Genomic DNA, 13342 nt, shown 5'->3' with positions numbered 1-13342 from the left:
GCGCCACCCGCCCGGAGGGCACCTTGCGCCGTCGTCTGATCAACTCCACGCTCGCCGTGGTACTCGTCGTCATCGCCGTGTTCGGTGTCTCGCTCGTCATCGTCGAGACCCGGACGATCAGCAACAGCGCCCAGGAGAGCGTGGAGTACGAGGCGGCGCGCCTGGTCAGCATCGTCGACAGCAGGCTTCTCGGCGGCGACCGCATCACGGCCAAGGTGCTCGCCGAGCAGATCGACGAGACGCGCTACGCCAGGATCGAGATCCCCGGGCGGGCACCCGTGGAGATCGGCACGCACCCCACCGGCGGGGTCATCCGCGGCACCGCCACGGGTGAGGAGGGCGAGACCGTCACGGTCGAGGAGGCGCGCTCCACCATTACCCGTGAGGTCGGCAGAACCCTGCTGATCATCGGTGCGGTGGCCCTGCTCGCGGTGATCGCCGCCGTCCTGCTGGCCGTACGGCAGGCGAACAAGCTGGCCTCCCCGCTCACCGATCTCGCGGAGACCGCCGAGCGCCTGGGTTCGGGCGATCCGCGCCCCCGGCACAAGCGGTACGGGGTGCCCGAGCTGGACCGGGTCGCCGATGTGCTCGACTCCAGCGCGGAACGCATCGCGCGGATGCTCACCGCCGAGCGGCGGCTCGCCGCGGACGCCTCGCACCAGCTCCGTACCCCCCTGACCGCGCTGTCCATGCGGCTGGAGGAGATCACCGCCACCGACGACCCGGACACCGTCAAGGAGGAGGCGATGATCGCGCTGACCCAGGTGGAGCGGCTGACGGACGTGGTGGAGCGGCTGCTCACCAATGCCCGCGATCCGCGGACCGGCTCGGCGGTCGCCTTCGATCTCGACGAGGTCGTCAAACAGCAGATCGAGGAGTGGCGCCCGGCGTACCGCAGCGCCGGACGCGCCATCGTCTGCTCGGGCCGGCAGGGCATGCGGGCCGTGGGCACCCCGGGCGCGGTCGCCCAGGTGCTCGCCGCGCTGATCGAGAACTCACTGATGCACGGCGGCGGTACGGTCGCGCTGCGCACCCGCGTCACCGGCAACCAGTCCGTGATCGAGGTGACCGACGAGGGTCCCGGCGTCCCGGCGGACCTCGGCGCGCGGATCTTCGAGCGGACCATCAGCGGACGCAACTCCACCGGGATCGGGCTGGCCGTGGCGCGCGATCTGGCGGAGGCGGACGGCGGCCGGCTGGAACTGCTCCAGCAGCAGCCGCCGGTCTTCGCGCTCTTCCTGAGCCGGGAGGCCGGCACCCGCAAGGCGCAGAAGGATCAGGACCGTCCGGTCCGCTGACGGGCCGGGGCCGGGTCCGCCGCGGCGGACCCGGCCGCCGGACCGGTCCGCTCGCCGCCCGGCAGGGTCCTGAACACCCAGGTGCGGTAGGACCAGAAGCGGAAGAGCGTGGCGACACCGATACCCAGGAACTTGAAGACATTGCTCTGGAGCGGGCTGTCCCAGCCGAAGCCGTAGGTCGCGGTGTAGAGCACACCGTTCTCGATCACCAGGCCGACCGCGCTGAAGAGCAGGAAGAGCGAAAGCTCCTTGGTGCGGCGGTTCTTGTCGCGGTCGCGATAGGTGAAGTAGCGGAAACCCACATAGTTGAAGGCGATCGCGACGATGGTGGCCAGGACGCTGGCCCGGACCACGGGCAGGGGGGTGACATGGCGTACGAGATTGAAGACCAGGAGGTTGACCAGCAGCCCCGCGCCGCCCACCGCGCCGAACTTGGCCACCTCGCGTACGAGCCGGTCCAGTCGCACGCGGAGTGCGCCCCGTTCGCTCATATGCCTGTTCAGCCCCGTCCGGTCGACGTCAGTTCCGACCATGCTAACCAGCGGCCTGGTCGGCCGCCTGGGCGACCGTACGTGACAGAATTCGTCACATGGTGTAAGGGAGAGTCGCGCTGTGTGGCCAACGGCGGCGGCTGAGCCGGGCGCGGGGGCGGCGGTCCGGGCGGGGCGGACGCGAGCGGACGGGGCCCGCCGGGCGGCGGATACCCTGGGAGCGTGACGTTCCCGGTAGTCGGCATGGTCGGCGGCGGTCAGCTCGCCCGTATGACCCACGAGGCGGGTATCCCCCTCGGCCTCAGATTCAAGCTCCTCAGTGACACCCCCCAGGACTCGGCGGCCCAGGTGGTGAGCGATGTCGTGATCGGCGACTATCGCGACCTGGACACGCTGCGTGACTTCGCGCGCGGGTGCGATGTGATCACGTTCGATCACGAACACGTCCCGATCGAGCATCTCCGCGCCCTGGAGGCGGACGGTATCCCCGTCAGGCCGGGCCCGGACGCGCTGGTGCACGCCCAGGACAAGGGGGTGATGCGGGCCCGTCTGACCGAGCTGGGCGCCCCCTGCCCACGGCACCGCATCGTGACCGGCCCGGCGGACGCCGCGGCCTTCGCGGCCGAGGTGGGCGGCTTCCCCGTCGTCCTCAAGACGGTGCGCGGCGGCTACGACGGCAAGGGCGTCTGGGTCGTACGGTCCGAGGAGGACGCCGAGCAGCCCTTCAGGGCCGGGGTCCCGGTGCTCGCCGAGGAGAAGGTCGACTTCGTACGGGAGCTGGCCGCGAACATCGTCCGCTCGCCGCACGGCCAGGCGGTGGCCTACCCGGTGGTCGAGTCGCGGCAGGTCGACGGGGTCTGCGACACGGTCATCGCCCCGGCGCCCGGTCTGCCCGACGAGCTGGCGGGCGAGGCCCAGCGGCTCGCCCTGCGCATCGCCGCCGAACTGGGCGTCGTCGGCCATCTCGCGGTGGAGCTGTTCGAGACGCGTGACGAGGACGGCACACCCGGCATCCTCGTCAACGAACTGGCGATGCGCCCGCACAACTCCGGGCACTGGACCCAGGACGGCGCGATGACCTCGCAGTTCGCCAACCATGTACGGGCCGTGCTCGATCTGCCGCTCGGCGATCCGCGACCCCGCGCGCCCTGGACGGTCATGTGCAATGTCCTCGGTGGCGACTATCCCGATATGTATGCCGCCTATCTGCACTGCATGGCCCGTGACCCGCAGTTGAAGATCCATATGTATGGCAAGGACGTGAAGCCCGGCCGCAAGGTGGGGCATGTCAACACCTACGGCGACGACTTGGACGACGTGCTGGAGCGCGCCCGCCACGCCGCCGGCTATCTCCGAGGAACGATCACCGAATGACCTCCCCTCTCGCCGGCCCCGTCGTCGGCATCGTCATGGGCTCGGACTCCGACTGGCCCGTCATGGAGGCCGCCGCGAAGGCCCTCCACGAGTTCGAGATCCCGTACGAGGTCGATGTCGTCTCCGCCCACCGGATGCCGCGCGAGATGATCGCGTACGGCGAGGAGGCGGCCGGGCGCGGACTGAAGGCGATCATCGCGGGCGCGGGCGGCGCGGCGCATCTGCCGGGCATGCTCGCCTCGGTGACCACGCTGCCGGTGATCGGCGTGCCCGTACCGCTCAAGTATCTGGACGGCATGGACTCACTGCTCTCCATCGTCCAGATGCCGGCCGGGGTCCCCGTCGCCACGGTCTCGGTGGGCGGGGCCCGCAACGCCGGGCTGCTGGCGGCCCGTATCCTCGCGGCGCACGACCCGGAACTGCGCACCCGGATGCGGGAGTTCCTCCACGAGCTCAACGAACAGGCCACCGAGAAGGGCAAGCGGCTGCGCGCGAAGGCCGAGGGCGCGGACCACTTCGGGTTCGGACGGTGACCGCCGCGAGCGCACCGGGCCCCGCGGACGGTACCGCCGCCCCCGCCGCCGCGTTCCTCGCCCAGGCGATCGGGCTGCTCTCCGAATTCCCCGTGGTGGACGGACACAACGACCTGCCGTGGGCGCTGCGGGAGCAGGTCCGCTACGACCTGGACCGGCTCGACATCGCCCAGGATCTCTCGGCGCGGCTGCACACGGACATCCCCCGGCTGCGGCGCGGCGGCGTCGGAGGGCAGTTCTGGTCCGTGTACGTACGGTCCGATCTGGCCGGTGACGGAGCGGTCAGCGCGACGCTCGAACAGATCGACGTGGTCGGCCGGCTGCTGGCCCGCCATCCCCGGGAACTGGTCCGCGCGCTGACGGCGGACGATCTGGAGAGCGCGCGCCGCGAGGGCAGGATCGCCTCGCTGATGGGTGCCGAGGGCGGCCACTCCATCAACAATTCCCTCGCCACCCTGCGCGCCCTCCACACCCTGGGTGTCCGCTATATGACGCTCACCCACAACGACAACAACGCGTGGGCGGACTCGGCGACCGACACCCCGGGCGTGGGCGGGCTCTCCGCCTTCGGCCGTGAGGTGGTCCGCGAGATGAACCGGACCGGCATGCTGGTCGACCTCTCGCATGTGGCGGTCACGACGATGCGGGACGCGCTCGCCGTGACCGAGGCGCCGGTGATCTTCTCGCACTCGTCGGCGCGGGCGATCTGCGACCATCCGCGCAATGTGCCGGACGAGGTGCTGGAACTGCTGCCCGCGAACGGCGGGGTCGCGATGGCCACGTTCGTACCGAAGTTCATCCTCCCCGCGGCGGTCGCCTGGACCCGGGCGGCGGACGAGAACATGGAGGCGCACGGTCTGCACCCGCTCGACACCACGCCCCGGGCGATGAAGATCCATGAGGCCTTCGAGGAGGCGAACCCCCGGCCGGTCGCCACCGCGGCCACGGTCGCGGACCATCTCGACCATATGCGCGAGACCGCCGGTGTCGACCACATCGGTATCGGCGGCGACTTCGACGGTACGGCCTTCACCCCGCGCGGTCTGGACGATGTCTCGGGCTATCCGAACCTGATCGCGGAACTCCTCTCCCGCAACTGGTCGACCGCGGACCTCGCCAAGCTGACCTGGCAGAACTCGGTCCGCGCGCTGCGCGCGGCGGAGGACGTGGCACGCGCCGCGCAGGCCGGACGGGGCCCGTCGCTGGCGACCTTGGAGGAACTGGACGGCGAACCGGCCGCCTGAGCCCGCCCGTCCACCGCCCGCACCGGGGGCGCCCCGCACCGCCACGGCGGGACGCCCCCGAGTCGGTTCTCCGCGCCTGTGTGTCCCGGGCCGGTTCAGCAGGCGCTGAGACACAAAAGGGGTGCCCCGGGGGATCCGCGTAGACGCGCCAGGTGCGTGACGGGTCCGAGACGTCCGGAGGGATCGCGCCGAGCCCCCCGGCCGCCCCGCCCTCGCCGCCCCGCCGTCGGCAGCCCCGCGCCCGGAGCGGAGCCACCGCCCCGCGCCCGGAGTCACCGCCCCGCGCCCTGAGCCACCGCCCCGCTACGCGTAAGGGCGGCCCATCGCGCGGTAGGTCCAGCCCGCCGCGCGCCAGCGGGCCGGGTCCAGCGCGTTGCGGCCGTCCAGGATCAGCCGGCGCGTGACCGCCGCGCCCAGGACCGCCGGGTCCAGCTCGCGGAACTCGCTCCACTCCGTGAGATGCAGCACGACATCCGCGCCGCGCACCGCGTCCACCGCGGAGTCCGCGTACCCCAGCGTCGGGAAGAGACGCTTCGCGTTCTCCATCCCCTTCGGGTCGTACACGGTCACCTGGCCGCCCTGGAGATGGATCTGCCCGGCCACGTTCAGCGCGGGGGAGTCCCGTACGTCGTCGGAGTCCGGCTTGAAGGTCGCGCCCAGTACGGCGACCCGCTTCCCGAGGAAGGACGAGTCGCCGCCGACGGCCTCCCGTGCCAGCTCCACCATGTCGCGACGGCGGCGCATATTGATCGAGTCGACCTCGCGCAGGAAGGTCAGTGCCTGGTCCGCGCCCAGTTCGCCCGCCCGCGCCATGAACGCGCGGATGTCCTTCGGCAGACAGCCGCCGCCGAAGCCGATCCCCGCGCGCAGGAACTTCTTCCCGATCCGCTCGTCGTGCCCGAGCGCCTCCGCCAGCTTCGCCACATCGCCGCCCGCCGCCTCGCAGACCTCGGCCATCGCGTTGATGAACGAGATCTTCGTGGCCAGGAACGAGTTCGCGGAGGTCTTCACCAGCTCGGCGGTCGGGAAGTCCGTCACCACGAACGGCGACCCCTCCTGGACCGGGGTCGCGTACACCTCGCGCAGCACCCGCTCGGCGTGCTCGCTGCGGACGCCCACCACGATCCGGTCCGGGTGCAGGGTGTCCTGTACGGCGAAGCCCTCACGCAGGAACTCCGGGTTCCAGGCCAGCTCCACCTCGGCGCCCGCGGGTGCCAGTTCGACGATGCGGGCCGCCAGCCGCTCCGCGCTGCCCACGGGGACCGTGGACTTGCCGACGACCAGCGCGGGCCTGGCGAGATGCTTGGCGAGGCTGTCGACGGCGGAGTCGACGTACGACATGTCGCACGCGTACTCGCCGTGCTTCTGGGGGGTGTTGACACAGACGAAGTGCACATCGCCGAACTCCGCGATCTCCGCCCAGTCCATGGTGAACCGGAGCCGGCCGGTCGACCCCTCGATCCCCGCGACATGCTTGCGCAGCAGTTCTTCGAGGCCGGGCTCGTACATCGGCACCCGGCCCGCGGAGAGCGTCTCGATCTTCTCGGGGACCACATCGAGCCCGAGGACCTCGAAGCCCAGCTCCGCCATGGCCGCGGCATGCGTGGCGCCGAGATAACCGGTGCCGATCACTGTGATCTTGAGGGCCATGGGTGCTCCAGGGGACGCGGGCGGGGTGCGGGCCCGAGCATAGCCGCGCGTGACGGAGGCCCCGCAGGGTGCCGGTCCCCGCCTTCGGCCGGGTGCTCCGAAGCTGTCGGCAAACTCACCTATGCGTGCGGGGGAGCGCCCCCTAAAATTGGGTTACTTAACGGTAGTTAGCATCCTGGGGAGTGAAAGACCGTGGCCGGATCGGCTGATTTCGACCTGTACCGCCCGTCCGAAGAGCACGACATGCTCCGCGACTCCGTGCGCGCGCTCGCCGAGGCGAAGATCGCGCCCTTCGCCGCCGCGGTCGACGAGGAGGCCCGGTTCCCGCAGGAGGCGCTGGACGCCCTGGTCTCCTCCGACCTGCACGCCGTGCATGTGCCGGAGGAGTACGGCGGGGCCGGGGCCGACGCGCTCGCCACCGTGATCGTGATCGAGGAGGTCGCACGGGTCTGCGCGTCGTCCTCCCTGATCCCGGCCGTGAACAAGCTCGGCTCGCTGCCCGTGATACTCGCCGGAGGGGAGGACCTCAAGGCGAAGTATCTGGGCCCGCTGGCCAAGGGCGACGCGATGTTCTCGTACTGCCTCTCCGAGCCGGACGCGGGCTCCGACGCGGGCGGGATGAAGACCAGGGCCGTACGGGACGGCGACCACTACGTCCTCAACGGGGTGAAGCGCTGGATCACCAACGCCGGCGTCTCCGAGTACTACACGGTCATGGCCGTCACCGACCCGGAGAAGCGCACCAAGGGCATCAGCGCCTTCGTGGTCGAGAAGGGCGACGAGGGTGTCTCCTTCGGCGCGCCGGAGAAGAAGCTCGGCATCAAGGGATCTCCGACCCGCGAGGTCTACCTCGACAACGTCCGGATCCCCGCCGACCGCCTCATCGGCGCCGAGGGCACCGGCTTCGCCACCGCGATGAAGACCCTCGACCACACCCGCATCACGATCGCCGCCCAGGCGCTCGGCATCGCGCAGGGCGCGCTCGACTACGCCAAGGGATACGTCCAGGAGCGCAAGCAGTTCGGCAAGCCGATCGCCGACTTCCAGGGCGTGCAGTTCATGCTCGCGGACATGGCGATGAAGCTGGAGGCCGCGCGCCAGCTCACCTACTCCGCCGCCGCCAGGTCGGAGCGTGTGACGGCGGGCAGCGCCAAGGAGGACCTGACCTTCTTCGGCGCGGCGGCCAAGTGCTTCGCCTCCGACGCGGCCATGGAGATCACCACGGACGCCGTCCAGCTCCTCGGCGGCTACGGCTACACCCGCGACTACCCCGTGGAACGCATGATGCGCGACGCCAAGATCACCCAGATCTACGAAGGCACGAACCAGGTCCAGCGCATCGTGATGGCCCGCAACCTTCCGTAGCGGGGCCTTCGCGGGGCGGAGGCTTTCCTGGCGGCCTCCCGAGGCCGGGGCGCGCGGGTCGAGCGATCACGGTTGACGGAACAGGAAGCGCTCAACAGGGCGGGACGGTACGGGGGCCGGCGGGGCGCGGGCGGCGGACGCCGTGGTGGGGGTGTCGCCCCCGGAGCGCGTCCGCGCCGCCCCGCCCCGGCCCCCGGCCCCCGGGGCCCGGCCGTGGGGGTCAGTTGGCGGTGACCGTGACCTTCTCGTCGTTGTTGAGCTGGTTCACCAGCTCCTTGACCTTCGCCTTGTCCCAGACGAGATTGCCGCCCACGCTGCCCGAGATCGGCATGTTCATCGATGTGCCGTCGCCGCCCGTGACGCCCTTCATCGCGAAGAACATCTGGCCCAGGGACCACAGGGACATGTCCTTGTCCACGATCAGGGTGTCCAGGCCCGCGCCCATCGTCGGGTAGAGCTTGAACGGGTTGAGGATCGTGCCCGGGGTGGCCGTCTGCGAGGCGAGCGCCGCGAGGAACTTCTGCTGGTTCTTCGTACGGTCCAGGTCGCTGTTGGCGAACGCGTACCGCGTCCGTACGAACGCCAGCGACTGCTCGCCGTTCAGGGTCTGCTTGCCCGCCCGGAAGTCGGCACCGGACTTCTCGTCCTTGAACGCCTTGGGGATGTCGAGCTCCACCCCGCCGATCGCGTCCACGATATTGGCGAAGCCCGCGAAGCCGATCTCGACGTAGTGGTCGATGTGGAGCCCGGTGTTGAACTCGACCGTACGGACGAGCAGCTCGGGCCCGTCCTCCGCGTAGGCCGCGTTGAGCTTGGTCTGCCGGCCCGTGTTCGGGAACATCTTGCCGGACTCCGAACCCCGGAACGAGGGGATCGTCACATTGGAGTCACGCGGCAGCGAGATCAGCGTCGGCCCGTTCGATCCGTCGTGCAGGATCATCATCGAGTCGGTGCGCTTGCCGTCGGCCGAGCCCGTGTGGAGCTTCTTCTTCTCCTCGGCGGACATGCCTTCGCGGCTGTCCGAGCCGACGATCAGATAGTTCGTGCCGTCGCCCGTCTCCGGACGCTCGATGACCTTGGAGAGATCGACCTCGCGCTTGAGCTTGCCGTCGGCCCAGAAGTACGTACCGATGGAGACCCCGAGGACCGCCACGACCAGCACCAGCGCGCCGACCTTGATACGGCGGCGCCAGTCGGGGGCGTACCGGGGTCCGGGAGGGCCGCTCGGCGGCGGCGGGGGCCCGCCGTGGTGACCGCCTCCGCCACCGGAGGGCGAGCCGTAGACCTGGCCCGTGTTGTAGCCGCTGTCGTACCCCGGCTCAGAGCTCCGGTCGTACCCCTGCGACTGCTGGGGGACGCCACGAGGCTGCACATGCGGCATCACGCGCGCGCCCTCGGGCTGCGCGCCCGCGCTGCCGCGCCCGTAGCGGTCGCCGCGGTTTCCGCGGTCGCCGGTCCATCCTTCGGGCCAATCATTCATGCGGACCAGTGTGCCGGGCCCCGCCGCGTCGCAGACAGGGGAGAGGGGAAATCGGGTCGGCCCTGTTGCCAAGCTGATGCAATGCGTACCGGGCCCGAACCCCGCCGGACCTGCGCATAGGGTGGGGGCATGACAGACCAGGCCGACCGTCCGGAACCCCTGATACAGGGCAAGCCCACCTCCGCCTCGCGGACCACGCTCAGCCACATCATGACCGGCAGCGACACCAATCTGCTCGGTACGGTGCACGGTGGCGTGATCATGAAGCTGGTGGACGACGCGGCGGGCGCCGTCGCGGGACGCCACTCCGGCGGGCCCGCCGTCACCGCCTCCATGGACGAGATGGTCTTCCTGGAGCCGGTGCGCGTCGGCGATCTGGTCCATGTGAAGGCCCAGGTGAACTGGACGGGCCGGTCCTCGATGGAGGTCGGGGTACGGGTGCTGGCCGAGCGCTGGAACGAGTCGACCCCGGCGACGCAGGTCGGCAGCGCGTATCTGGTGTTCGCGGCGGTCGACGCGGACGGCAGGCCCCGTCCCGTACCGCCGGTGATCCCCGAGACGGAACGGGACAAGCGGCGCTACCAGGAGGCCCAGATCCGCCGTACGCACCGGCTGGCGCGGCGGCAGGCGATCAAGGAACTGCGCGAGAAGCGTGCGGCGGAAGGCTTCGACGACTAGTACTGCCATTGCATTGCATTGCATTGCAGTACTAGGTCCTGGCTGACCAGGCCCCGTCCGGCCCGGCCCTGTACGGACACGTCCCTGTACAGGTCCCCGTCCGGCTGTACAGGTCCCTGTCCGGCTCCGTCCGTCCGGCCGGGCTTCGCGGGTCCACGTCCGGCGCGCCCGCAGGTTCGCGCCCGGCGCGCTCCGTCCCTCCCGGGGCGTCCTCAGCGGCACACGGACGCCGCGTCGAGCCGGCTCTTCGCCGGCTCCTCGGCGCGTACCGGCCTCACCGTCCGGTAGTCCGTCCCCAGCTTCACCTTGAGTGTCGCGCCCTGCCCCCGCACCGGGCGCAGGGCGCTGCCGGGCAGTGCGGCGGCCAGGGACCTCGCCGAGCGGTCCCAGCGCGGGTCGTACAGCACGACCGTCCGCCGCAGATCACGCTCCGGCGCGTTGAGCGGCGCGCGGGTCGTGTCGAAGCCGGTGGCGCGCAGCGCCTTGTCGGCCCGTGCGGCGAGTCCGTTGGTGAGCGTCCCGTTGTAGACCTGCACCTTGATCCGTTTCGGCGCCACCTCGACCGGCGTGGCCTGCCGCCCGCCCTTCGTCGGCCGGCCCGGCTCCTGCCGTTTCTCCGGCGGCCGGCTCGCACCCGCCGCCGGGCCCTGCCCGCCCGCGGCCGGACCCCGTCCCTCGGCCCGGTCCTCGCGCGCCTCACGCACCCGCAGCGGACGGTCCTCCCGCAGTGCCCGGAAGAGCCGCTTCGACTTCACCGGATCCCATTTCACCGTCGATCCGACGCCCTTGACCGTGACCCCGGCACCGGAGTCGGCCAGCGGTACCGAGGTGAACTCCGACGAGGACGACGAGAAGCCGCGCATCGCCTCGTTGAGGGCGAGCATCTGCTCCGTACCGAACCCCGCGTCCGCCCTGACCGAGGTGAGCATCGTCGAGGTGACATCCCGGAACCTCACCGGGTTCAGCAGCACACCGCTGCTGGTGGCCCGGTCGATCAGCGCGGCCACGAACTGCTGCTGGCGCCGCATCCTGCCCAGATCGGCCGCGCCGTCGATGTTCCGGGACCGTACGTACTGCAACGCCTGGCCGCCGTCCAGCTTGTGCGTCCCGGGCGCCAGATCGAGTCCCGTGTTGGTGTCCTTGAGCGTCTTGGGCGTGCAGATCTCCACCCCGCCGAGGGCGTCCACCGTCTTCATGAAGCTCGTGAAGTCGACCTCCAGATAGTGGCTGATCTTCACGCCCGTCATATGTTCCAGGGTCCGGACCGTCAGATTCGGCCCGCCCTCCGTGTACGCCGCGTTCAGCTTCACCACATGGGGCTGGTGCCGCTTGCCGGTGGTGGCGTCGATGTGCTCGGGCAGCTCCGTATAGCTGTCGCGCGGCACGCTCACGACGCTCGCGCGCTTCCCGTTCTCCGAGAGATGCACCAGCATGATCGTGTCGGTGCAGTGGCAGGGCGACCCGCCGAGCCGGTACTTCTGCCGCTCCTCCTCCGTGATCTTGTCGCGGCCGTCGGTGCCGACGAGCAGGAGATTCAGACCGTGGCCCGCTTCGGGCCGGTTCTTCATGTCCTTGAACGCGTCGACCCGGTCGATCCCGGTGTCCAGGCTGCTCACCACCGCGTGGCCGATCCCGCCGGCGCCCAGGACCAGTACGGAGACGGTCGTCGTCACCCGCATCCCCCAGCGGGGCCGCTCCCGCCGTCCTTCCGGGACCGGCGGGCGTGGTACGGCCTGGCGGCGGACGGGGGGTACGGGGTGGGAGGGGCGGCGCGGGGAGCGGGGTGGCGTGGTCAACGGGGGACACCTCCGCGGTGGCTGGGGAGCGTGGGTTCGGAACGCCGTGCGTGCGGTACTCATGGGCGGTACTCATGGGCGGTACTCGTGTGCGGTTCTCGTGGGCGGTACGTCCAGATGTCAGTACGGTCAGTACGTCCATACGATCAGCGCAGGGGGGCACCGTACGGGCACCGCACGGGCGGCGCGCGTCGCAGTCCCCCGTTCGCGGTAACGTGGCCGCCGTACCGACGTCTCCCGAAGGACCCAGAAGACTCCATGCCTGCCCTGCCGCCCGCGGTCTCCGTGATCATGCCGGTGCTCAACGAGGAACGTCATCTGAGGAACTCCGTCCGGCACATCCTGGAGCAGGAGTACGAGGGCGAGATGGAGGTGGTGATCGCGCTCGGGCCGTCCACGGACCGTACGGACGAGATCGCCGCCGAACTGGTCCGGGAGACCGCCTCCCACCCCCGCGCCCGTGTGCGGACCGTCCCCAACCCGACCGGGCGCACCCCCGCCGCGCTGAACGCCGCGATCAAGGCGTCCAAGCACCCCGTGGTCGTACGGGTCGACGGCCACGGCATGCTCTCGCCCGACTACATCGCGACCGCCGTCCGGCTGCTGGACGAGACGGGCGCGCAGAACGTCGGCGGGATCATGCACGCCGAGGGTGAGAACGACTGGGAGAGCGCGGTCGCCGCCGCCATGACCTCGAAGATAGGCGTCGGCAACGCGGCGTTCCACACCGGAGGCGAGGCGGGGCCCGCCGAAACCGTGTATCTGGGTGTCTTCCGGCGCGAGGCGCTGGAGCAGCAGGGCGGCTACAACGAGGAGTTCATCCGGGCCCAGGACTGGGAGCTGAACTTCCGGATCCGTGAGGCGGGCGGCGGGATCTGGTTCTCCCCCGAGCTGCGGGTGCGGTACCGGCCGCGGCCCTCGGTCAGGGCGCTCGCCAAGCAGTACAAGGACTACGGGCGCTGGCGCCATGTCGTCGCCCGCTACCACTCGGGCTCGATCAATCTGCGCTATCTCGCCCCGCCGGCCGCCGTCTGCGCCATCGTCGCGGGCCTCGTGGTCGGCGCGGTGCTCACGCCGTGGGGCCTGATCGTCCCGGCCGGCTATCTCGCCGCGATCGCCGCGGGTTCGGTGCCCGCGGGCAAGGGGCTGCCCCTGAAGGCCAGGCTCCAGATCCCGGTGGCGCTGGCCACCATGCACATGTCGTGGGGGTACGGCTTTCTGACCAGCCCGCGTTCGCTGGCGAAGAAGGTCATCGCGAGCCGCCGCCCCGCGGTACGGCCGGCGGTCGAGGCGTAACCGGCCCGAGGGCCCGGACGGACCCGAGACCGAAGCGCCGCCCCGGGGGGCCACCCCGGGGGGGGGGGGGGGGCGGGGCGGGGGGGGGGCCGGGGCGGCGCCCCGCCGGGGGCCGGGGGGGGGCCGGGCCCCCCCCG

11 protein-coding genes are annotated in these 13342 nt (G+C 71.0%); 7 read left to right on the top strand and 4 right to left on the bottom strand.

Annotated elements, in window-relative coordinates:
* Nucleotides 1-23: 23 nt before the first annotated feature.
* A complete protein-coding gene (locus ACFYYH_RS20855) occupies nt 24-1298 on the top strand; it encodes an ATP-binding protein (protein ID WP_388552974.1) in 1275 nt (424 codons plus the stop codon).
* On the opposite strand, the gene ACFYYH_RS20850 is transcribed toward ACFYYH_RS20855, so the two are convergent.
* Nucleotides 1277-1789 carry a GtrA family protein gene (locus ACFYYH_RS20850; protein WP_388553434.1) on the bottom strand — a complete coding sequence of 171 codons (513 nt, stop codon included), beginning with the start codon at nt 1787-1789 and terminating at the stop codon, nt 1277-1279. The two genes, ACFYYH_RS20855 and ACFYYH_RS20850, sit on opposite strands and share 22 nt — an antisense overlap.
* A 222-nt stretch (nt 1790-2011) precedes the next feature.
* Between ACFYYH_RS20850 and ACFYYH_RS20845 the strand changes: the two genes are divergently transcribed.
* The 3 genes from ACFYYH_RS20845 to ACFYYH_RS20835 all read left to right on the top strand — a co-directional run bounded on the left by ACFYYH_RS20845 (nt 2012) and on the right by ACFYYH_RS20835 (nt 4940).
* Nucleotides 2012-3163, top strand: coding sequence for a 5-(carboxyamino)imidazole ribonucleotide synthase (locus ACFYYH_RS20845; RefSeq protein WP_388552971.1), 1152 nt, complete (start codon nt 2012-2014; stop codon nt 3161-3163).
* A complete protein-coding gene (gene purE, locus ACFYYH_RS20840) occupies nt 3160-3696 on the top strand; it encodes a 5-(carboxyamino)imidazole ribonucleotide mutase (RefSeq protein ID WP_388552968.1) in 537 nt (178 codons plus the stop codon). The genes ACFYYH_RS20845 and purE overlap by 4 nt, the downstream gene beginning before the upstream one ends.
* A gap of 68 nt (nt 3697-3764) precedes the next feature.
* The gene (locus ACFYYH_RS20835) at nt 3765-4940 is read left to right on the top strand and encodes a dipeptidase (RefSeq protein ID WP_388553432.1); all 1176 of its coding nucleotides are present in this window, start codon (nt 3765-3767) and stop codon (nt 4938-4940) included.
* A 303-nt stretch (nt 4941-5243) separates the two neighbouring features.
* Here ACFYYH_RS20835 and ACFYYH_RS20830 read toward each other — a convergent pair whose 3' ends face one another.
* Entirely contained in the window at nt 5244-6590 is a 1347-nt protein-coding gene (locus ACFYYH_RS20830) for a UDP-glucose dehydrogenase family protein (RefSeq protein ID WP_388552965.1), read from the bottom strand.
* Nucleotides 6591-6782: 192 nt separating this feature from the next.
* Between ACFYYH_RS20830 and ACFYYH_RS20825 the strand changes: the two genes are divergently transcribed.
* The gene (locus tag ACFYYH_RS20825; protein ID WP_388552962.1) at nt 6783-7955 is read left to right on the top strand and encodes an acyl-CoA dehydrogenase; all 1173 of its coding nucleotides are present in this window, start codon (nt 6783-6785) and stop codon (nt 7953-7955) included.
* Nucleotides 7956-8175: 220 nt separating this feature from the next.
* Here ACFYYH_RS20825 and ACFYYH_RS20820 read toward each other — a convergent pair whose 3' ends face one another.
* Entirely contained in the window at nt 8176-9435 is a 1260-nt protein-coding gene (locus ACFYYH_RS20820) for an LCP family protein (RefSeq protein ID WP_388552959.1), read from the bottom strand.
* A 129-nt stretch (nt 9436-9564) separates the two neighbouring features.
* Here ACFYYH_RS20820 and ACFYYH_RS20815 point away from each other — a divergent pair, with 129 nt between their 5' ends.
* Nucleotides 9565-10113 (top strand): acyl-CoA thioesterase, encoded by a 549-nt coding sequence (locus ACFYYH_RS20815; RefSeq protein ID WP_388552956.1) that lies wholly within the window; start codon nt 9565-9567, stop codon nt 10111-10113.
* 212 nt (nt 10114-10325) lie between these two features.
* Here ACFYYH_RS20815 and ACFYYH_RS20810 read toward each other — a convergent pair whose 3' ends face one another.
* A complete protein-coding gene (locus ACFYYH_RS20810) occupies nt 10326-11792 on the bottom strand; it encodes an LCP family protein (RefSeq protein ID WP_388553429.1) in 1467 nt (488 codons plus the stop codon).
* A gap of 375 nt (nt 11793-12167) precedes the next feature.
* On the opposite strand from ACFYYH_RS20810, the gene ACFYYH_RS20805 reads away from it, so the two are divergent.
* Nucleotides 12168-13205, top strand: coding sequence for a glycosyltransferase family 2 protein (locus ACFYYH_RS20805; protein ID WP_388552953.1), 1038 nt, complete (start codon nt 12168-12170; stop codon nt 13203-13205).
* Nucleotides 13206-13342 lie beyond the last annotated feature (137 nt).

The organism is Streptomyces sp. NPDC002018 (assembly GCF_042890865.1).
Classification (GTDB): domain Bacteria; phylum Actinomycetota; class Actinomycetes; order Streptomycetales; family Streptomycetaceae; genus Streptomyces.
Note: the sequence above shows the minus strand (reverse complement) of the source record. Positions and strands in the feature narration are given on the sequence as shown.